19 protein-coding genes, 1 pseudogene and 1 CRISPR repeat array are annotated in these 21,604 nt (G+C 35.9%); of the genes and pseudogenes, 15 read left to right on the top strand and 5 right to left on the bottom strand.

Going from position 1 to position 21,604, the window contains the following annotated elements; translation table 11 throughout:
• The first annotated feature begins 41 nt into the window (after nucleotides 1-41).
• Entirely contained in the window at nucleotides 42-1,280 is a 1,239-nt protein-coding gene (locus tag JZO71_RS10205) for a class C sortase (protein WP_206899389.1), read from the top strand.
• A gap of 65 nt (nucleotides 1,281-1,345) precedes the next feature.
• Here JZO71_RS10205 and JZO71_RS10200 read toward each other — a convergent pair whose 3' ends face one another.
• Nucleotides 1,346-1,948 carry a sugar O-acetyltransferase gene (locus JZO71_RS10200; protein ID WP_206899388.1) on the bottom strand — a complete coding sequence of 201 codons (603 nt, stop codon included), beginning with the start codon at nucleotides 1,946-1,948 and terminating at the stop codon, nucleotides 1,346-1,348.
• A gap of 242 nt (nucleotides 1,949-2,190) precedes the next feature.
• On the opposite strand from JZO71_RS10200, the gene JZO71_RS10195 reads away from it, so the two are divergent.
• On the top strand, nucleotides 2,191-2,622 hold the full coding sequence (locus JZO71_RS10195) for a GNAT family N-acetyltransferase (protein ID WP_206899387.1): 432 nt from the start codon (nucleotides 2,191-2,193) through the stop codon (nucleotides 2,620-2,622).
• Nucleotides 2,623-2,710: 88 nt separating this feature from the next.
• Here JZO71_RS10195 and JZO71_RS10190 read toward each other — a convergent pair whose 3' ends face one another.
• Both JZO71_RS10190 and JZO71_RS10185 read right to left on the bottom strand, forming a co-directional pair.
• The gene (locus tag JZO71_RS10190) at nucleotides 2,711-4,405 is read right to left on the bottom strand and encodes an oleate hydratase (RefSeq protein ID WP_206899386.1); all 1,695 of its coding nucleotides are present in this window, start codon (nucleotides 4,403-4,405) and stop codon (nucleotides 2,711-2,713) included.
• Nucleotides 4,406-4,455: 50 nt separating this feature from the next.
• Complete coding sequence (locus JZO71_RS10185; RefSeq protein WP_206899385.1) at nucleotides 4,456-4,584, bottom strand: methanol dehydrogenase; 129 nt, start codon at nucleotides 4,582-4,584, stop codon at nucleotides 4,456-4,458.
• Nucleotides 4,585-4,817: 233 nt separating this feature from the next.
• Here JZO71_RS10185 and JZO71_RS10180 point away from each other — a divergent pair, with 233 nt between their 5' ends.
• From JZO71_RS10180 to csn2, 6 genes are all read left to right on the top strand, one after another.
• Entirely contained in the window at nucleotides 4,818-5,183 is a 366-nt protein-coding gene (locus JZO71_RS10180; RefSeq protein WP_206899384.1) for a DUF1622 domain-containing protein, read from the top strand.
• Nucleotides 5,180-5,566, top strand: a complete 387-nt coding sequence (locus JZO71_RS10175; protein WP_206899383.1) for a DUF1622 domain-containing protein — start codon at nucleotides 5,180-5,182, stop codon at nucleotides 5,564-5,566. The genes JZO71_RS10180 and JZO71_RS10175 overlap by 4 nt, the downstream gene beginning before the upstream one ends.
• A 538-nt stretch (nucleotides 5,567-6,104) precedes the next feature.
• The gene (gene cas9 / locus JZO71_RS10170) at nucleotides 6,105-10,088 is read left to right on the top strand and encodes a type II CRISPR RNA-guided endonuclease Cas9 (RefSeq protein ID WP_206899382.1); all 3,984 of its coding nucleotides are present in this window, start codon (nucleotides 6,105-6,107) and stop codon (nucleotides 10,086-10,088) included.
• A 4-nt stretch (nucleotides 10,089-10,092) separates the two neighbouring features.
• Nucleotides 10,093-10,959, top strand: a complete 867-nt coding sequence (gene cas1 / locus JZO71_RS10165) for a type II CRISPR-associated endonuclease Cas1 (RefSeq protein ID WP_206899541.1) — start codon at nucleotides 10,093-10,095, stop codon at nucleotides 10,957-10,959.
• Nucleotides 10,956-11,303 (top strand): CRISPR-associated endonuclease Cas2, encoded by a 348-nt coding sequence (gene cas2, locus JZO71_RS10160; RefSeq protein WP_206899381.1) that lies wholly within the window; start codon nucleotides 10,956-10,958, stop codon nucleotides 11,301-11,303. Before cas1 ends, cas2 begins: the two co-directional genes overlap by 4 nt.
• A complete protein-coding gene (gene csn2, locus JZO71_RS10155) occupies nucleotides 11,287-11,940 on the top strand; it encodes a type II-A CRISPR-associated protein Csn2 (protein WP_206899380.1) in 654 nt (217 codons plus the stop codon). The genes cas2 and csn2 overlap by 17 nt, the downstream gene beginning before the upstream one ends.
• Nucleotides 11,941-12,058: 118 nt before the next feature.
• Nucleotides 12,059-12,952: a CRISPR direct-repeat array (repeat unit 36 nt; unit sequence GTTTTAGAGCTATGCTGTTTTGAATGCTTCCAAAAC).
• A gap of 446 nt (nucleotides 12,953-13,398) precedes the next feature.
• Here csn2 and JZO71_RS10150 read toward each other — a convergent pair.
• Together JZO71_RS10150 and JZO71_RS10145 are read right to left on the bottom strand one after the other, a co-directional pair.
• Nucleotides 13,399-13,728, bottom strand: coding sequence for an AzlD domain-containing protein (locus tag JZO71_RS10150; protein WP_206899379.1), 330 nt, complete (start codon nucleotides 13,726-13,728; stop codon nucleotides 13,399-13,401).
• Entirely contained in the window at nucleotides 13,715-14,422 is a 708-nt protein-coding gene (locus JZO71_RS10145) for an AzlC family ABC transporter permease (RefSeq protein WP_206899378.1), read from the bottom strand. The genes JZO71_RS10150 and JZO71_RS10145 overlap by 14 nt, the downstream gene beginning before the upstream one ends.
• A gap of 206 nt (nucleotides 14,423-14,628) precedes the next feature.
• On the opposite strand from JZO71_RS10145, the gene JZO71_RS10140 reads away from it, so the two are divergent.
• The 7 genes and pseudogenes from JZO71_RS10140 to JZO71_RS10110 all read left to right on the top strand — a co-directional run bounded on the left by JZO71_RS10140 (nucleotide 14,629) and on the right by JZO71_RS10110 (nucleotide 21,244).
• Nucleotides 14,629-15,210 carry an NUDIX hydrolase N-terminal domain-containing protein gene (locus tag JZO71_RS10140; RefSeq protein WP_206899539.1) on the top strand — a complete coding sequence of 194 codons (582 nt, stop codon included), beginning with the start codon at nucleotides 14,629-14,631 and terminating at the stop codon, nucleotides 15,208-15,210.
• Between the two features lie 136 nt (nucleotides 15,211-15,346).
• A complete protein-coding gene (locus tag JZO71_RS10135) occupies nucleotides 15,347-15,799 on the top strand; it encodes a MarR family winged helix-turn-helix transcriptional regulator (protein WP_206899377.1) in 453 nt (150 codons plus the stop codon).
• A gap of 18 nt (nucleotides 15,800-15,817) precedes the next feature.
• Nucleotides 15,818-16,347, top strand: a pseudogene (locus tag JZO71_RS10130) (GNAT family N-acetyltransferase).
• Between the two features lies 1 nt (nucleotide 16,348).
• The gene (locus tag JZO71_RS10125; protein ID WP_206899376.1) at nucleotides 16,349-17,059 is read left to right on the top strand and encodes a B3/B4 domain-containing protein; all 711 of its coding nucleotides are present in this window, start codon (nucleotides 16,349-16,351) and stop codon (nucleotides 17,057-17,059) included.
• Between the two features lie 192 nt (nucleotides 17,060-17,251).
• Nucleotides 17,252-18,565 carry an NCS2 family permease gene (locus JZO71_RS10120; protein WP_206899375.1) on the top strand — a complete coding sequence of 438 codons (1,314 nt, stop codon included), beginning with the start codon at nucleotides 17,252-17,254 and terminating at the stop codon, nucleotides 18,563-18,565.
• A gap of 156 nt (nucleotides 18,566-18,721) precedes the next feature.
• Nucleotides 18,722-19,282, top strand: coding sequence for a bactofilin family protein (locus JZO71_RS10115; protein ID WP_206899374.1), 561 nt, complete (start codon nucleotides 18,722-18,724; stop codon nucleotides 19,280-19,282).
• Nucleotides 19,283-19,630: 348 nt separating this feature from the next.
• Nucleotides 19,631-21,244 carry a glycoside hydrolase family 13 protein gene (locus tag JZO71_RS10110; RefSeq protein ID WP_206899373.1) on the top strand — a complete coding sequence of 538 codons (1,614 nt, stop codon included), beginning with the start codon at nucleotides 19,631-19,633 and terminating at the stop codon, nucleotides 21,242-21,244.
• Nucleotides 21,245-21,604: the final 360 nt, after the last annotated feature.

The following is a 21,604-nucleotide window of genomic DNA, read 5'->3' as shown; positions in this document are numbered from 1 at the left end:
CATTTTTCGTTAGCTAGAATTTGGCGAAAGAGGTGAGGGATATGAAGAAGTTGAGAAAAAAAGAAAAAAATCAAGTGCAAGAAGAGCCACTGGGGTTGTTTTTAAAGGGCAGTGCTTTGATGTTGTTTTTGATTGGTTTCTTTATTTTTTTGTATCCCTTTGTTGCTGATTCATTGAACAATGTGGTTGACCAAATGAGGCTGCAAACTTACCAACGAGAAGTTCGTCAAAAAGGTGAGAAAGAACAGAAAAAAAGACTAAACAGCATGGCAAAAGCAAATCAACAGCAACGAGAAAAAGGCTTGCTGATCGGTTCTGAAAAACTAGAAGATTATTTCTCGAAGCATTCTCAAAAGAGTGAGGAGAAACAAATTCAACAGTTAGAGGATCACTTGATCGGTGCCATCCATATTCCTAAAATCAATGTCAGTTTGCCCATTTTTGATCAGACGAATGAACTATTTTTGGAAAGAGGTGCGACTTTACTGCAAGGAACATCTTATCCAATTGGTGGAGAAAGCACACACTCAGTGATTACGGGTCATAGCGGCTTGCCCAAGAAAAAATTATTTACTGATTTAGAGAAATTAACAATTGGCGATCAATTTTATATTGAAACTCTTGGCAAAAAGCTCGCATATGAAGTTAGTCAAATCACGATTGTTTTGCCGACTGATGTGGATGCGTTAGCCATAAAAGAAAAGGAAGATTTAGTGACTTTATTGACGTGTACGCCTTATGGTATAAATACGCACCGTTTACTAGTTACAAGCAAACGAATCCCTTACGAAGAAAAAAAAGCGCAATCGGCGGAAAAACGAGTAGCGACTTATCATTTCAGCAGATTTATTTTACTTGGACTGATTTGTTTGATTCTTTTCGTTATTGCTAGTCGCTGGGGTTGGTTAAAATGGAACCAGATAAAAAGTAAAGATTTTCATTATTCTTTAGCATTTACGCTTTGTGTTGACGGTCAACCAAAAAAGAATCAACAAGTATATCTAGCTGATTGGGATCAACAAATAATTAGGGATGCACAAGGACTGCCCCTTCAACAAAGCAGTGATGCGCAGGGACATATTTTATTTGAACAACTACCAGGGGGACGCTATAAGATAATCATCAAAGAGAAATCAAAAGAGCAGATCGTAAAAGCTCGAATCAACAATTATAAAAAATCAGCGTTTATGTTAAAGGTAAATCGCTTTGATGACTATCGTCTGAAAAAACAAAATAAGCAATTTGTTTTGTGGAAGAAAACGAAGAAATTTCATCAATAAAAAAAGACTGGGATTTCTCAGTCTTTTTTTTTCGTATTTAGATAGGAAACAAAAGAAAAGTGGCACTAGGGTGTCGTGATTGTTGAGAAATAATCTGTTTTATCTGCTTCGGTAATTGTTCGTAGTACACGACAAGGGTTTCCAACAGCGATGACGTTTGCAGGAATATTTTTTGTAACGACACTGCCAGAACCGATAATCGTATTTTCGCCAATCGTCACTCCTTGATTTACCGTCACGTTTGCGCCTAGCCACACTTTGTTACCGATTGAAACTGGTTTTGCATAACAAGCACCAGCCACTCGTTCTTCTGGATCAATTGCGTGATTGGTTGTAAAAATTCCAACACGTGGTCCAAATAAGACGTCATCACCAATTCGAATTTCCGCGCCGTCTAGTAAGATGCAATCAAAATTGCTATAAAAACGTTCACCAATATGAATATGTTTGCCAAATTCACAACGAAAACCCAGTTCAAAAAAAACAGATTCCCCGACAGACCCAAGTAATTCGGATAAAATCTCTTTTCTGGCAGGCTCATCTGTTCCGTAGAGGTCGTTGTAAGTCAAAACTTTTGCCATTGTTGCCTGGCGGGCTTGTATTAGTGTGTTAGCCAAATCATTGTACATTTTTCCAGATTGAATAAAATCAAGATAGTTCACTTTCATCAGGACACCTACTTTGTTTATTTTAGTCTTGCTTTCAGTTAAACATAGTCTGTTTACAAAGACAAATAAGTTTGTAAATAGAAAGAAGGTCACGTTATTTTGCTTACTGACAAGGTAAATCTGTACTCCAAAAGGAATTAGTTCAAAGAATGCGTTCATTGGAGTACACTTAACGACGTAATTAGTCGAAAAGTGAATCACTTAATACATGCTAGTTTTTATGAGAAAGGTGGGGGAGTAAGATGCTACGAAAAATTTTAGTAACAGACGCTGTAGCATTAGCTACAATTAATGCAGAAGATCTAGGGTATGAATTGGACAAGCAACGCGTTCAAGAAAAAATCCGAGAGTTTCAACAAGATTCGTTTCATCATTTTTTACTTGTTTTTGAAAATCTTGATGAAGAAGTGGTAGGATACGTTCACGCAGAAGTTTATTCAACTTTGTATTCGGAAACCATGTTCAATGTTTTAGGTTTAGCAGTAGCAAGAAAAGCGCGGCATCAAGGTATTGGAACTTTATTGATGATGGCCCTTGAGCAAGAAGGAAGACGTCGAGAGTATGCGGGTATTCGTCTGAATTCTGGTGAAGAAAGGCTGGGTGCGCATCGATTTTATGAAGGATTAGGTTATCAGTCTACCAAGAATCAAAAACGCTTGATCAAATATCTTTAACTGTGAAGAGTGTGCACATAAAAAACGAGAGGCTAGGATGTTACGTTTCCTAGTCTCTCGTTGATTGATTAATTATTACAAGCAACGTTCATTCAAACATTTTCTTAGCCGCTCTTGCAAGAGTTGGTATGTCTTTATCATAACGTGGTGTTTTAACAAGACGTGACATTGGAATTCCAGCAAAATGGAATGCGGCAATCTCACCAGAACGAACAGCACTTTGTTCTGTAAAAATCATTTGATAAGGTTGTTCGACAAATTCGCCTGTAAAGGCAAGATTTGTTGAATGTTGTGGAATAACTTTTGGTCGATCTGTTTTTGCACGATTATTGAACAACGCAGAAGCATAAGGCATATATACTGGAATGTTGTTAATAACACTAGCAAAAATTTCTTCTTCTTTTTCTCTGATATTTACTGGACCAGGATCAACTTTTGATAGTTGACCAATAAGTTCTTGCAACATTTCTCGACCAGTCATTTCAATATAAGGTTTATTCACAAACTCACCATGGCGACGTGGGTAAAGGAAGTATCCCCAAATAACCGTTTCATTTGGTTTTTGTGAAGTAAAATGTGGTTGATGATGAACCACAATTGACATATTGACATCTTTATGACCTAAAGGTGTGATTGGCGTTGTTGAAATAAATGAATTCAACGCGTTTCCGGGTTCTTGAGTGGTAATTCTTGCAATCTCATTCAGCAACAAATGATTTTTAGTTGTTAAAGTAAAACTGACCCATTCGCTAGTATCTCGATCAGCGAAAAACTTGTCAGGATTTCCTAAATTATAGAAACGTTCACTTGCTTTTTTCCACAAACTTGAAGCGGCACCGTAGTCCATATTTTCGGCAGCAGGTGTTTCGTAATCGCCCAAAGTCGCTGAGTCAGTGATTGAACCATTGGTAAAGATAACAGCTGTATCGTCGTCAACAATAACATGTTCTTTTTCATTTGTTTCTGTATTGATCATTTCTAAACCAGTTACAGTGATTTCATCTTGCATAGGTGTTTCTTTGAATTCCCAATCAGTGACTAAACGATTCAAGATAATTTGACAACCTTGGTCTTTTAAATAATTGATCAATGGCAACATAATACTTTCATATTGATTGTAACGTGTACGGTTGACCCCTACTAAATGTTCGATTTGTGTAAATTCATAAATCATTTGATGCATGTAACGACGAAGTTCTTGAGCGGAACTTTGAGTACGGAAAGCAAACGTTGTTTCCCACATGAACCAGAAATTCGTTTCAAAGAAATGAGGAGATTCTTTGAAATATTCAGCTATTGTTACGTTGTCTAATTTTTCTTCTTCTGAATCAGGCATCGAAATTAGTTTTGTTAAGAGTAAGCGATCTTTATTGTTGAATCCTAGTTTTCCACCATCAATAATTCCTTTTCCGCCTTCTAATAAACGTGCCTTGTCGTATGTCCGATGCTTGGCATCGAAATCGCGTGTGTCTTCCGCTGCAGTCATCCCTGGTTCTGTTGTAGATGGAATGCGACTGAGCAAATCCATCAAGTCAACATAGGTTCGATAGTTCAGCATTCGACCACCACGAGCGATATAGCCTTTGGTGTTTTCCATCGGATGGTTTTTATTCCAATATTCATCTGTGACAGTGTCTGTTGGTGCGCCATCATTTGCGCCATGGTCATCTAATGAGTAAAAAGTGATTTGATTTCCTTGCCATTTTCCTTCTTGAATTAAATACACAGCAGCAGCCATATTGGCAATGCCTGCCCCGATCATGATTGCTTTACTTTTTTTCATTGTGATTCTTCCTCCAGTACTTGGCTTTGACAACTCTGATGTTTGGACGACTAGATTGATTCATATTCGTCATATAAATGACTGTCGTCTTCAAAGAAACCAGTCTTCTTTCCAACGATAAGTGCGCTAATTGCTAGAACACCTAAACCAATGCTTAATTTTAGTAGTTTCTTGTTCATAAGAAAATCCTCCTTTATTTCTCGTGACATCTCTCTTATGCTTTAAATGATAGACCCAATAGTTGAAACTACCAAATGATACGCGTGTCAAAAAAAGATTTTTTTGACAAGTTTTGTGGTCTGTCTAATTTATATAAGTAAGCATGACAAATGAATTTTTTTGTTTTGATTGGACGAGACATCTTGCATTCTTTACAATAAAGTTATGGATAGTGGAAGAGGTGTGATAAGAGATGTTTGATGAAACGTTTGTTTTCTATTTGGAATGGGCCATTTTTATTTTAAATATTTTTTCCATTTTAATTTTGATTGTGGGAATATTTTTAGTGCTTAAAACGCTATTTCAGTTTCAGTCGATAAGAAAAAGTTATACACAAAGAAATCAGCGCAATGCAGAAGTTAGAAAATTGCTGGCTAGTTATATTTTATTGAGTTTAGAAGTGTTAGTTGTAGCGGATATTGTTGAATCAATTATTCGACCAACCTGGGCGGATATTTTGAAGTTGGCTGTGATGGTTATCATTCGAACAGTAATCTCTTATTTCTTGAACAGAGAAGTTTCGGATAAACAAAAACGAGTAAGGGGGAGTGAAGGATGAAGGATATGTTGAGTGAGCAATTCTTGTCTTATGCACAATACCTCGTTTTAGGATTTAACTTTTTTGCTATCTTATTGTTGTTGTGGGGAGCGGTATTATCTGCAAAAGATTTTTTCTATTTTTCATTGGATAAGCAATTAGCTAAGCAAGAAAAAATCAAAAAGAACACTGAAATTAAAAAAATGTTAGGTGGCTACATTCTACTAAGTTTGGAAATTATTATTTCTGCTGGAATCATCGAGTCGATCATAAAACCAACGCTGAAAGATATTTTTCAATTGGCGGCATTAGTAGGAATTCGCACGATTATTTCTTATTTCTTGAATGAAGAGTTGGGTGCTATTGATCCTTCTGAAAATGAAGGATCAATAGGACGTAAGTAGAACTAGCTAATAGATGAACTAAGTAAAGATGATTGAATTACTTTCACGAGTGGAAGTTGATTTTTAGTTTCAGTCTAAAGAGAATGATTGAACCTGCGAAACAAAAAAAGTGAGGCAAAACAGAAAAATGTTTGCCTCACTTTTTTTATTTGGATAAAAATAACTAGATTTTGATTGATATTGAGTTATTTTAAATTCAATAAATGTTTTGTTTTTGTTTTTATTTTAATAAGAAAGATAATCGATTATGTATTCATTGAAAAGGCTTGCTTGCATATAAGGTAGTGGTATAATTTAAAAAGGTTAGTCAGAAATACTGTGTTCTAAAAAACGACGTTTTCTTTTAAAAAAGAGCACAAAAAAAGCACCGAATACAGTGCCAAGATTTGTTTACGGACTAAGCCTTATTTTAACTTGCTATGTTGTTTTGAATGCTACCAACAAGTATATTTTATCACATATTCGAGAATACACAACAGAAATATTCTTTTTATTTTTTACAAGAGGAGCTACAAAAGTAAATTTGGGAGGGAGAAAAATGAAAAAAAATTACACGATAGGTCTTGATATCGGCACAGCAAGTGTCGGATGGGCAGTACTGACAGAAGATTATGATTTAGTTAAACGAAAAATGAAAATTTTAGGCGATACACCAAAAAAAGCAATCAAAAAAAACTTTTGGGGTGTTCGCTTATTTGAGCAAGGTGAAACTGCTGAAGGACGACGATTGAAACGGACGACTCGTAGAAGAATCGCTCGACGCCGACAAAGAATTCAATATTTGCGTACGATAATCGGTGAAGAAATGAATCAAATCGACCCCAATTTTTTTGCTCGTTTGGATGAGAGCTTTTTTATCACAGATGAAAAAGAAAATGAACGTCACCCGATTTTTGGAAGTCTAGCCGAAGAAGTAACTTATCATGAACAGTTTCCGACAATCTATCATTTACGGCAATATTTGGCTAATTCCTCTGAGCAAGCAGACTTACGCTTGGTTTATCTTGCATTAGCACACATCATTAAATTCAGGGGACACTTTTTGATTGAAGGAGAACTGAATACAGAAAACTCTTCTGTTTCTGGGATGTTTGAACAGTTTATTAAAGTCTACAATGAAACATTCAATGTTGAAAAATCGTTGGATTTAATGATCGATTTAGATGGAATTGCTGAACAAAAAGTTTCGCGTATGAAACGAGCAGAGCTGATTTTAAGTTTATTTCCTGAAGAAAAAAGTACGGGAGACTTTGCACAATTCATTAAAATGATCGTTGGAAATCAAGGAAATGTCAAAAAAACATTTTCGTTGGATGAAGATGCTAAAATCCAGTTTTCCAAAGAAGAGTATGAAGAAAATTTAGAAACGTTACTCGCTGAGATAGGGGAAGATTTTCGCGGTGTGTTTGATGCAGCAAAAAGTGTCTATGATGCGATTTCATTGGCCAATATTTTGAAAGTAACCGATACTTCCACACGTGCAAAATTATCAAGTAGTATGGTTGCGCGCTTTACAGATCACAAAGAAGATCTAAAAGCATTGAAGCGATTTGCTCGTGAAAACTTACCGAACGAGTATGATGATCTATTTAAAAATAAAAAAGTAGCTGGGTATGCAGGATATATCGATGGCAGTGCGACCCAAGAAGATTTTTATAAATACTTGAAAAAAACGCTAGCGAAAACGACAGGTGCGGAAGATTTCTTAGCAAAAATAGAGCAGGAGGAATTTTTACGCAAACAAAGAACTTTTGATAATGGTGTGATTCCTCATCAACTCCATCTAGAAGAATTAAAAGCAATTATCAAAAACCAAAAACCCTATTACCCGTTTTTAGATGAAGCGAAAATTAGCCAGCTCATGACATTTAGAATTCCTTATTACGTAGGACCATTAGCACAAGGAAAAGAAAACTTTGCTTGGTTAACTCGAAAAGAATCTGGAAAAATCACACCATGGAATTTGAATGAAAAAGTAGATATCGAAAAATCAGCAACGGACTTTGTGGAACGGATGACAAATAACGACTCTTATTTGCCAATGGAAAAAGTCTTGCCTAAACATAGCTTGTTATATGAAAAATTTACTGTGTACAATGAATTGACCAAGGTAAGATACATTGATGATAACGGACGTGTGCAGAATTTTTCGAGCAAAGAAAAACAGCAAATCGTCAATAATTTGTTTAAACAACAACGAAAAGTAAAAAAAGAAACACTGGAAGCCTTTCTGAAAAATGAATATGGCATTGAAAATCCAAAAGTGGAAGGAATCGAGAAAGCTTTTAATGCAGGTCTAGGGACGTATCATGATTTAATCAAACTGGGTATCCGCCCAGCGTTATTTGAACAACCAGAATATGAACAACAATTTGAACAAATCGTGAAAATTTTGACTGTCTTTGAAGATCGTAAAATGCGACGTAAACAATTAGAACAGTTTTCCGGCTTATTAACTGAAGAAGAACAAAAGCAATTGGAACGTAAACATTACAAAGGCTGGGGACGTTTATCTGCCAAGCTGATTCATGGCATTGTTGACCAAAAAACACAAAAAACGATTCTCGATTACTTGATTGACGATGATGATCTACCAAGAAATCGTAACCGTAACTTTATGCAATTAATTAACGATGAAAATCTATCTTTTAAAGAAGAAATCGAAAAAATAGCTTTTGATAATGACAAGAGTACAGAAGAAATCGTCCAGGAACTAGCAGGTAGCCCTGCAATCAAAAAAGGAATTTTACAAAGCTTGAAAATCGTGGAAGAAATCATTGCGATCATGGGGGAATTGCCAACAAATATTGTGGTAGAAATGGCGAGAGAAAACCAAACAACTGCGCAAGGAAACCGTGCTTCGCGGGCGCGTATGAAATATTTAGAAGAAGCTATCAAGAAATTTGGTAGTAGTATTTTGGAAGATGAACCGATTAGTAAGGACGCTAATTTACTGAGAAATGATCGTTTGTTCTTATATTATCTACAAAATGGACGTGATATGTATACCGGTGATGAGCTAGACATCAACAACTTATCTTCCTATGACATTGATCACATTATTCCTCAAAGTTTCGTAAAAGATGATTCAATCGACAACCGTGTGTTGACTACTTCTCGCATGAATCGTGGCAAATCAAACACAGTACCTGCTGAAAATGTAGTGAAAAAAATGCGACCTGCTTGGGAAAGACTCTTGGCTTCCGGACTGATCAGCAAAAAGAAATTCAGTTATTTGACGAAAGCAGTCAATGGCGGTTTGACGGAAGAAGACAAAGCACATTTCATTCAACGGCAATTAGTTGAGACACGTCAGATCACCAAAAATGTTGCTCAGATTCTACATCAGAAATATAACAATGAACAATCATCCGAAAAACCTGTTCGTGTGATTACGTTAAAATCTGCTTTAGCAAGCCAGTTTCGCAAAGATTTTTCGTTATATAAAATTCGCGAACTCAATGATTACCACCATGCGCAAGACGCTTACTTGAATGGGGTCATTGCACAAGCTTTATTGAAAGTTTATCCGAAACTTGAGCCAGAATTTGTCTATGGTAAGTACCAAAAAGTTTCGATTCGTGCACTTAACAAAGCGACCGACAAAAAAGAGTTCTATTCAAATATCATGAACTTTTTTACAAGCGATGAGGTGTTAAAAAACAAAGAAACGGGCGAAGTCCTTTGGAATCGTCAAAGAGACATCAAGACGATCAAAAAAGTGATGAACTATCATCAAATGAATATCGTAAAGAAAGTTGAAATACAAACGGGTAGATTTACGAAAGAATCAATCTTACCTAAAGGACCTTCAAAAAAATTGATTGCTAGAAAAAACAACTGGGCACCTGTCAATTATGGTGGGGTTGACAGTCCAACAGTGGCATATTCTGTTATTATTACTCATGAAAAAGGAAAAGCTGCGAAAGTTGTCCAACAATTAGTCGGAATCAAAATTTTAGAACGACAAGCGTTTGAAAAAAATGAAGTCGCCTTTTTAGAAGAAAAAGGATTTATCCATCCCATAGTTCAATTGAAGCTCCCAAAATATTCTTTGTATCAATTTGCTGATGGTCGTCGTCGTTTATTGGCAAGTGCAGATGAATCTCAAAAAGGCAATCAAATGGTCTTGCCAGATGACTTAGTTGAACTATTGTATCATGCCAAACATGTGGATGATTCCAGTGGTAAAAGCTTGATTTATTTAGAAAATCATCGCGCAAAATTCACTGAATTATTAGAAATAATCTTACAGTTTACCGACCGCTATGTCGGTGCGCAAGACAGACAGAAAAAAGTCCGTGATCTATATGAAAAGAATCATGATGCAAATATGAAAGAATTAGCCCCATCATTTATTCAGTTACTTCAATTGAATAAACAAGGTGCACCAGCAAGCTTTAAGTTCTTTGGAGAAACGATCGAACGAAGCAGATACAAAAACACAGCAGAGCTATATAATGCAACATTTATTAATCAATCAATTACAGGATTATACGAAACTCGAAGAAGGTTGGTCTAAGTCAATGGGGTGGCGGACAGTAGTAGTAAATACGCATTCTAAATTGACTTATAAAAACAATCACTTAGTTTTTCGGACATATGATCGCCAAGAATTGATTCACCTGTCTGAAATCGATGTTCTCTTACTGGAAACAACAGACATTACGTTAACTACCATGCTGATCAAACGTTTAATTGATGAAAATATTCTGATTCTTTTTTGTGATGATAAGCGTTTGCCAATTGGTAAATTATTATCTTTCTATGCACGTCATGATAGCAGTTTGCAATTAGCTCGGCAGTTGGAATGGGAAGAAAGCAGACAAGCGGAAATCTGGACTGAAATCATTTCACAAAAAATCTTGAATCAAAGTCAGTTACTAGCTGGCTTTGACTTTCAAGAGAAAGCAGCATCACTTCTTAACCTGCAAAATGAATTGGAAATTTTTGATCCCAGCAATCGTGAAGGTCATGCTGCAAGAATTTATTTCAATGCTTTGTTTGGGAAGGAGTTTACACGTGAGGCGGACAATGCAATCAACGCTGGGTTGAATTATGGCTATACGTTATTATTAAGTATGTTTGCAAGGGAAGTAGTTCAAACAGGCTGCATGACGCAATTTGGATTAAAGCATGCAAATCAGTTCAATGATTTCAACTTAGCAAGTGATTTCATGGAACCATTTCGACCGCTAGTTGATCAAATCGTTTATGAAAATCAGCACCGAGAATTTCAAGTAATCAAGCGCGCACTATTTGATTTGTTTACGAACAATTATCCTTACCATAACAAAAAAATGTTTTTGACCAATATCATCAGTGATTATACAAAAAAAGTAGTGAAATCACTAAATAAAGAGATAGAAAGGGCGCCTAATTTTAGGATATGAGCTATCGTTATATGAGAATGATTTTGATGTTCGACATGCCGACAGAAACTGCAGAAGAAAGAAAAGTTTATCGGAGATTTCGGAAATTTTTACTTAGTGAAGGGTTTATTATGCACCAATTTTCTGTTTATAGTAAAATTCTGCTGAATAACACTGCCAATACTGCTATGATTAATCGCTTGAAGCAGCATAATCCTAAAAAAGGATTGGTAACAATTTTGACGATTACGGAAAAACAATTTGCACGAATGCTCTATTTGACAGGAGAACAGGATACTTGCATCGGAAATTCGGATGCTAGGGTCGTTTTTTTAGGAGAATCACATGATGAATTTGAACTTTAAGCTACTTGATGAATCATTAAAATTAAATTTATCAACGATTTTAGTGATTGAAGATGTAAAGACTTATGCACATACCGTTGAACAGTTTTATCATTATGATGAGACGAGTGAACTAAAATTGTTTGATAAAAATCAAAAAAACCTCAAAGAATCTGAACTGATTTTGATTACAGACATTTTGGGGTATGAAGTGAATTCACCTGCAACACTGAAATTTATTTACGCCGATTTAGAAAATCAGTTGAATGAAAAGCCAGAAATCAAAACGAAAATTGATCATTTGTCGATGGAGATTGCTAAAGTGATGCAACACGAATTGTTAGAACATGCGCTAGATCTTGAAGAAGATGAGTTGACCCTCATGGAGATATTTAAGTGTCTAGGAATACGGATTGAAACAAAAAGTGATACCATTTTAGAAAAAATGATTGAAGTAATCCAAGTATATCGTTACCTAGTGAAAAAGAAGTTATTGGTATTTGTGAATGCTTGTTCCTATTTAACAACGTCAGAATTACAAACATTATTTGACCATATTTCTTTATACAATGTGGATGTATTGTTTTTGGAACCTCGACCAGTTGAGGGTGCTTCTCAACAAATTCTAGACCAAGATTATTTTTTGATAACAAGATAACAAGCATCACTCATCTTTTCGTTCTTTGACAAGTAAATCAAACTAATGAAGCATTCATGCTGAAGCCTTGCTATGGGCGAATAGTGCGATTACGGAACCTCAAAAATTTTTATCCGAGGTTTTAGAGCTATGCTGTTTTGAATGCTTCCAAAACGCCTCTTGCAATCGACACGATATCGTTGTTGTTTTAGAGCTATGCTGTTTTGAATGCTTCCAAAACAAATAGATGGTCAATATAGATAGACGTATAGTTTTAGAGCTATGCTGTTTTGAATGCTTCCAAAACCTCCCTCGTCGTTTTAATTTAAGCTTCGATGTTTTAGAGCTATGCTGTTTTGAATGCTTCCAAAACCTTTTTACAATCGTATGAACGGGGAGTTAAGTTTTAGAGCTATGCTGTTTTGAATGCTTCCAAAACAGCTATTCTAAGACGTTATAATGTTAGATAGTTTTAGAGCTATGCTGTTTTGAATGCTTCCAAAACTTTACTCACGTCAATTTCAACACGTACAGAGTTTTAGAGCTATGCTGTTTTGAATGCTTCCAAAACGAAATGTTGTAAAGAAAAATTTAGGGAAGTGTTTTAGAGCTATGCTGTTTTGAATGCTTCCAAAACTTCATACCAGTTCACAGTCTCTTTTAGATTGTTTTAGAGCTATGCTGTTTTGAATGCTTCCAAAACAGAGAAATGAAAGCCAATAATAAATGGTCGGTTTTAGAGCTATGCTGTTTTGAATGCTTCCAAAACTGGTTGTCCGCAAGTGATTGTTCCAAGAATGTTTTAGAGCTATGCTGTTTTGAATGCTTCCAAAACCGATATTGTGTCGATTGCAAGAAGTTGGCTGTTTTAGAGCTATGCTGTTTTGAATGCTTCCAAAACCAAGCGATTGTGAATGTAGCGAGCACGTGGGTTTTAGAGCTATGCTGTTTTGAATGCTTCTAAAACGTGCAAAACAATCACCCTGCGTCAAGATGGGTTTTAGAGCTATGCTGTTTTGAATAGATACAAAGATTATTTTTCCTGTTGTAGGTTGAAAATATGCTTGATTTAGTATTGATAGCAGGTGTATTGCTCTCAGTAATATTTCTTTCATGATGAAAAGGTCTACCAAGCTTTCTAAAACAAATGGGATTCCTTCGTGAGTTTGATAGGATGCTCCTCTCCACTATATACATAATGTTCACCGAGAATAGACAAAAGTACGATGTCACTGGCAAATACTTGATATAATCAGAGAAGTAACGAGTACAGATTCAAAATAGGGCGACTTGAGACTTTTAAATAAACTTCATTTGTTGTTTGAGTTGCGGGTTGATCGTTTCTAGCGTAAAGTTTGCTCTTGTGATTGTATTTCTGATTTTTACGATAATAATATTAGGGACAGTTTTATAAAATTAATACAAAAAATCCTACAAATACAGTGTTTTTTACTGTGATTGCAGGATTTTTTTTGCTTATTATAAAATGAAAAATCGAAGAGCTGCTAAAGAGATCATCCCTACGATGACAATTACTAGTAAGTTTTTAGAAATGATTGCACTGACAACGGTTGGCAAGGAAGCAAGTAAGTTTTCCCAGTCAATGCTTGGAAGATGTCCCAGATTTTGAATGAATAAACTGTTGAACCATAAGGCAGACATGATAACGATTGGTACAAAGCTCAAAAATTCTGCTACGGGTTGAGAAATGTTCATTCGCTTAATGAAAAGAAAGGGTAAGACTCTTGATAACCAAGTTGCTAAGCCACAACCTAAAATAGTAAAAAAGAGATAACTAGTAGAATACATGTTTCATCATCACCCCAAATCCACAGCCTAAAAGTGTTACCACAATAATTAATAAATTACTTGGTATAAAGATTAATCCAAGAACGATTAATATGAGTGTAAATAGAATAACGGAAAATTGTAGAGAAAGAGGTAATGTTCGATCTGCGATTACCTGAAGGTAAAGCAGACCAATAAACATCGCAACGATTGCAAAATCAAGTCCAAATTGTTTGGGGTCATTAATAAAATTCCCCATCAGAGCACCAATCATTGTTGCGCCAATCCATGTCAAATAAGAAATAATATTTGCTGTGTTGAGCCACTCAAATGATAGCTTTCCTTTACTAAAATTCAACTTGTTCATCCCTAACGCAAAACTTTCATCCGTTAGCAATGTTCCTAGCATTAAATTTTGTGCTAAAGAGTTTTCTTTCAAATAATTTGCTAAAGTTGTACTCATTAAGATCATGCGTGAGTTGACTAGAAAAGTGGATAAAATAATTGATAATACAGGGCTTGAAACAGTTAACATACTGACGGTGATGAATTGTGCAGAGCCTGCATAAACAAAAGCTGAGAGCATGAAAATAACGAATAAATGAAGACCAGCAGCGTGTCCAACGACTCCAAACGCAATGCCAATTCCGATATACCCAAAAACAGTGGGCAAAGTATCTTTGATGGCTGTTTTATAATCTAATTGTCCGTTCATCTTTTTTCTCCTTTCTTGGTGTGCCACCAAGCATAGCAGAAAACTTGGTATGATTCTACTTCTGTAGCAAAATAAATAATTGGGAATTTTCTCTAAATTTTTGTCAAGAAAAGTGAAACATTTAGTTAAGTGTAAACGGTTGCGTTAAACTGAGAGTAAGTGATTGTATTTTTTGGAAGGAGAAAAGAAGTGTGAATGATTTAGAGATGTATCGCAGGCTATTAGCGATTGCTGAAGCAGGTTTGTATTATGGAAAAGATGAATTTGACAAAGAACGGTATCAAGAATTAAAGGAACTTTCTTTGGCGCTACTGAGTAGGATTGGGCAGGAATCTGTTGCAGAGCTATCTCGATTAACAGAACAAAATGAAGGATACCCGACACCTAAAGTGGATGTTCGTGCGTATATTAAGCAAGAGGATAAGGTGTTGCTGGTTGAAGACAAAAAAACAAAAGAATGGGCACTCCCTGGTGGTTACGCCGAAGTAGGTCTGTCTCCCAAAGAAAATATTCAAAAAGAAGTGTTAGAAGAAACAGGATTAATTGTTCAAGTAGACGATTTATTGGGTATCTTTGATACGAATTTGAGAAAAGATATCCCACAAGTCTATCAATATTATAAATTGATTTTTAGTTGCTCAATTATTGATGGCTTTTTTGTTGAAAATAACGAAACTTCAAACATGGCCTTTTTTGCGTTAAACAGCTTACCCGAACTATCGATAAAACGAACGACGAGAGAACAACTGGAGCATTTGCAGCAACAAGAGAATACTTATTTTGAGTGAAGTGATTCAAACGATTGAGTCAAATTGATTGGCAGATGAGCTGATTGATTTGGCTTTTATTTAATCAAAATAAATTGTTGCATTTACAACAAATAAGAGTAAACTAGAACATAAATAAATGAAAAGAGGGATTTGATTGGTAGAGATTCTTCGGGATATTGGTGTGATTGCTCGAGCCTTGGATTCCATCAGTAACATTGAATTCAAAGAAGTTGATTTGACTCGTGGTCAGTATCTTTATCTTGTTCGCATTTGTGAAAACCCCGGAATCATCCAGGAAAAATTAGCAGAAATGATCAAGGTGGATCGAACGACAACCGCTCGTGCCATTAAAAAGCTGGAAAAAAACGGGATGATTAAGAAAGAACAAGATCAAGAAAACAGAAAAATACGACATCTTTATCCAACAAGTAAAGGAGAAAATGTCTATCCATTAATCATTCGAGAAAATGAATATTCAAATCAAGTTGCTCTACAGGGGATTACAGAAGCAGAAGCACAACAATTGAAAACTTTATTAGAAAAAGTGAGTGCGAACGTAAGTGATGATTGGAATTTTGTAAAAAAAGGAAATAAACGAATTTATTGAAAGGAAATTATATTTTATATGACAGAAATAATTCTAAAAAAACTAACAGAAGAGGAAGCACAACAACTACAAGCAATCAGTATTGAAACATATGTAGACACATTTGGAGAATTCAATACAGATGAAAATATGGCTACTTATTTGGAAGAAGCTTATGAAATCGATAAGTTGCGTCGAGAACTAACGACGAATGGTTCAGAATTTTATTTATTAATGGTATCTGATGTACCGGCAGCTTATCTAAAAATCAATCTTGATGAGCAACAGTCAGAAGAGATGCCGGCGGACTTTTTAGAAATTGAACGTATTTATGTACGAAAACAGTTTAAACGCATGGGCTTAGGAAATCGTTTGATGGAACTAGCTGTTGCGAAAGCGAAGGAGAAGAAAAAATTTGGTTAGGTGTTTGGGAGCACAACAAAACAGCGTTAGCTTTTTATCGTAAATGGGGATTTACTCATTTTAGTGAACATATTTTTTATATGGGTGATGATGCGCAAACAGATTATATTTTTGTCAAAGATCTTATTGGAGAGGATGAAAAGTGAAATGAAAAAGGTGATCGTCGATCAAAGCTTTTGGGAAATTTTTCCGAATGCAACAATTGAATTATTAGTTATCGAAGGAATCAATAATCAGGTTGATCCGTCCAATGAGTCGGAGTTTACTCAGTTGTTGAATCAAGCAGCTAAAGAAGCAAAAGCTTACATTACGGAAGAGCCATTTAGTCAAAATGAAGTGATTGCACAGTGGCGACAAGCTTTTACGAAATTCAAAACGAAAAAAGGTGCGCGTTCATCCATTGAAGCTTTATTAAAGCGAGTCAGTCAGGGGCGTGAATTCACGCCAATCAATCCATTGGTGGACTGCTACAACAGTATTTCTTTGGAATATGGCGTGCCGTGTGGGGGCGAAGATCTAGAAAAAATCAAAGGTGATTTACAGTTGGGAAAAGCGGTCGGTGGCGAAAAATTTTTGCCTTTGGGTGCGCAAGAAGATGCGCCGGCTTTACCAGAAGAACTCATTTATTTTGATGAAGAGGGCGCAATTTGTCGGTGTTTGAATTGGCGTGAAGCACAGCGGACGATGTTGACGGAAGAAACAACCAAGGCCATCTTGGTGATCGAATCAATCAATGAAGCGCAGGCAGTTCGTGGCGCACAAGCAATGGAAGCTTTGAAAGAATTAACGGAGAAGACATTCAATGTAAGTGGAAAAAGAAGTACGTTAACAGCTGAAAGCCCTGAAACAATTGTTTGATAAAAATACTAATGTTAGCATGCTAGTGTTAAATGGAATCTGAGTGTGAAAAATGTTCGTGTTTTACTGATTATTCTAAATTTTAGTTTACTTATGTTGCTAATTATTATATGATTAAACACGTTGTTTTAGTGTTTAATCATTTTTTTACGGACTTATTTTTTAATGTTCGGATTTTTAGGAGGATGTCAGATGAAGGAAAAAATACTTTCCTACTTCGAGCTAGAAAAGCTAAATACTACGGTCAAACGTGAGGTATTAGCTGGTTTTACTACGTTTATTTCAATGGCGTATATTTTATTTGTTAATCCAACTGTATTGGGTGCTTCTGGTATGGATGAAGGAGCAGTTTTTACAGCAACGGCCTTAGCCAGTGCGTTAGGTTGTATTTTAATGGGAGTTTTAGCACGTTATCCAATAGCAACTGCGCCAGCGCTAGGAATTAATGCATTCTTTGCGTATTCTGTTTGTTTGGGAATGGGTATTCCTTGGGAAACAGCACTAGCAGGAGTATTTGTCGCTTCATTGATTTTTATTATCATTACGATTTTTAAATTGCGTGAGATGATTATTGATGCAATCCCAGCAGATTTAAAGTATGCAATTTCTGGTGGTATTGGTTTATTTATTGCTTTCTTAGGTTTAAGTGAAGGCGGAATTATTGTAGCAAATGAATCGACATTAGTTGGTTTAGGACCCTTGAACGTTGGGTCTACTTGGTTAACTATTTTTGGTTTGGTCGTAACAGCTATTCTATTGGTTCGTCGTGTACCAGGTGGAATTTTTATTGGGATGATTGGAACCACCTTACTTGGTTTAGTTACTGGCTTGATCCAAATGCCAACACAAATCATTTCAGCTGCACCGAGTTTGAAACCAACATTTTTGGTTGCTTTGAAACACATTGGTGATATTAATTCTCTACAAATGTGGGTCGTTGTTTTAACTTTCTTATTAGTTACGTTCTTTGATACGGCTGGAACTTTAGTTGGTTTAGCCAATCAAGCAGGATTCATGCGAGACAATAAAATGCCTCGAGTTGGTAAAGCATTGGCAGCTGATTCAACAGCGATGTTAGCTGGTTCATTGTTAGGAACTTCGCCAGTTGGCGCTTATGTAGAATCTTCTGCAGGAATCGCGGTTGGTGGCCGTTCTGGTTTGACTGCTATTACAACGGGTGGATTTTTCTTATTAGGCTTGTTCTTCTCACCTTTATTAGCAATCGTGACACCACAAGTGACAGCACCTGCCTTGATTATTGTTGGTGTATTGATGGCTCAGTCACTTCGCCAAATTGAATGGGGAAAAATGGAAATTGCGATTCCTTCTTTCTTGATTTTGATTGGTATGCCGTTAACTTACAGTATTTCTGATGGAATTGCGTTAGGATTTATTTTCTATCCAATCACAATGATTGCTGCTAAACGTGGAAAAGAAGTTTCGCCTATCATGTATTTATTATTCTTTGTTTTTATTGGCTTTATGTGGATTTTAAATGTGAATTAACAAATAAATCGTTGCCTATTTGTAAGTGAAATAACTTACAGATAGGCTTTTTTCTTAATTAAAACAGAAGGAAAGATACAATTTATTGATTTGTAGGCGTTTTATTAGTAAAATTGTGATGAGTAAAACTAACTCATAATAATTGGAGGTAACATCATGAAACACACAAAATTAGCAACAACAGTCGTAACTTTGGCAGCAGCAGGAATGTTTTTAACAGCTTGTGGCTCAGATTCAGATAAAGGAACAGCAGCATCTTCAAGCACTGCTTCAACAACAGAAGTAGTTTCAGGTGCATCAGTAAGTGATAAAGCAAGCGACTTAGAAAAAGCATTAGGCACTGACGGTAACTGGATCGTTGCAACAACTGCAGACGTTACATTTGATAACGACGTAACAGTTGCTGGTGAATTCCACGACAAAGGGGAAGCAGGTAACGATATCTACCGTAAATTTGCTTTGTACGCACAAGATGATAAACGTAATGTAACAGATGAATACACAGTAACAGTTCCAACATTGATCGTTGAATCAGAAAACTTCAACATTGTTCACGGAACAGTTAAAGGAAACATCGAAGTAAAAGCAAACGGTTTTGTTTTAAACGGTGCGAAAGTTGACGGAAACATCACATTTGAAAAACAAGAATATAAAGATTCTGCTGTTTTAGATGAAGATGGCGCATCAGTAACTGGTGACGTAACAGTCGCTGAATAAAGTGGTGTGTTTAACTAAATAATATCCGAATCTTCATCAAGTGATCTTGATAGAGAAGTACGAGGTGTGATCCAGAGGAGAAGTCCTCTGGATTTTTTTGTTGTGAAGAGATTTTAATTGATTTAAAAATTGTTATCGTTAACATTTATTACGAATATTCTTTCTAGTGATTGTCATGAAAGGCTTTTTGTTTTTTTTATGAAAAATGACAAGAAAAGGTCTATTTACTATTTGATTTAGTCACGCTACAATTCAAGCAACAAGAATTAAAGTGAAAAAGCCAATTTAGTTGAACAAAAACGTAAGCGATTTCTTTTTTGTTTGGGCAAATGTACAGGAGGAATGAATATGAGTGAACAATGGTGGCAACGTGCAGTCGTTTATCAAATTTATCCAAGAAGTTTTCAAGATACGAATGGGGATGGAATTGGAGATTTACAAGGAGTTATTTCGCGTTTAGATTATCTTGAACTTTTAGGGATAGACGCTATTTGGCTGTCGCCAGTCTATCAGTCACCTAATGATGATAATGGGTACGATATCAGTAATTACGAAGAAATCATGAGTGAGTTTGGTACGATGGCAGATATGGAAGAGTTGATTGCAGAAGGAAAGAAAAGAAATATCCGAATCATTATGGATCTAGTAGTCAATCACACTTCAGATGAACATGCTTGGTTTGTTGAAGCACGAAAGAGTCCAGAAAATCCTTCTCGTGATTACTACATTTGGCGTGACCCTGTTGCTGGTCAGGTACCTAATAACTTACGCTCCACATTCAGTGGTTCTGCTTGGGAATTTGATGAAGACTCAGGACAATATTTCTTACATTTATTTAGCAAAAAACAACCTGATTTAAACTGGGAAAATGAAAAAGTTCGTCAGGAAGTCTATGACATGATGAATTTTTGGATTGAGAAAGGTGTCGGTGGATTCCGGATGGACGTGATTGACTTGATTGGCAAACTTCCGGACCAAGAAATTACAGGAAATGGACCAAAACTCCATGAATACTTACAAGAGATGAATGCCGAAACATTTGGTGGCAAAGATCTTTTGACGGTTGGAGAAACCTGGGGGGCAACGCCAGAAATTGCGAAACTGTATTCTAATCCACAACGAAATGAATTGTCCATGGTTTTCCAATTTGAACATGTTGGTTTAGATCAGCAAGAAGGAAAAGAAAAATGGGATTTAGCACCATTAGATTTAACCAAATTGAAGGAAGTATTGTCAAAATGGCAAACTTCTTTAGGAAACGAAGGTTGGAATAGTCTGTTTTGGAATAATCATGATTTGCCACGAATCGTTTCAAGATGGGGAAATGATCAACAGTATCGAGTAGAGAGTGCCAAAGCTTTTGCAATTTTATTACACTTGATGAAGGGGACGCCCTATATTTATCAAGGAGAAGAAATTGGAATGACCAACTATCCCATTACTGATATCAAACAAGCAACTGATATTGAAACTATCAATATGTATCAAGAAAGATTAGCGTTAGGTTTTGCGAAAGAAGACTTGATTGAATCAATCAATGTCAAGGGGCGAGATAATGCTCGGACGCCAATGCAGTGGGATGAAAGTGCAAATGGCGGCTTTACGACAGGGACGCCGTGGTTACATGTGAATCCAAACTATCAAACAATCAATGTAAAGCAAGCATTAGCAGATTCGAGTTCGATTTTTTATACCTATCAGCAATTGATTGCTTTACGAAAAGAACACGATGTTATTGTGTGGGGAGAATATGAATTATTGCAAACACCAACAGAAATTTTTGCTTACTTGCGTAGTTTAGGTGATGAAAAATGGCTGATTGCATGCAATTTATCTGATCAAAGTCAGGCACTTTCGGTTCCAAAAAGTAAAGAAATTATTTTAACGAACTACGAATTGACAGAGGTACCTGTTGGAGAAGTGACGATGCGTCCTTATGAAGCGTTTGTGTTAAAGGTATGACAAAAAGTAAATAATGAGAAAAGTCAGGCAGTTCCAATGAGTTAAAGAAGCTGTCTGACTTTATTATCAAGTCAGTACGATAAAATAGGTATAGATTTTTGACAAATAATCCAAAGCATCATATGATATGCACACATGATTTTTACAACAAAAGTATACAATTGTTTTATAACTTTAAATAACGAAAATTAAGATGATAGAATCAGTTTTTCGTGAAAAGAAATTTAGTTAACAATTGCAACTGACGTTGTTTAAATCATTAGAAGTTTTTGCTTAAGTAATCATTCTTGATCAGAAACTTTACATAAATTCAGTCCAATTCATTTACAATTCCAACACACGCGAGAAAACTTAGAGAAA

The organism is Candidatus Enterococcus courvalinii, from assembly GCF_017315945.1.
Lineage (GTDB): Bacteria > Bacillota > Bacilli > Lactobacillales > Enterococcaceae > Enterococcus_B > Enterococcus_B courvalinii.
This window is presented reverse-complemented; position numbering and strand designations above follow the sequence as displayed.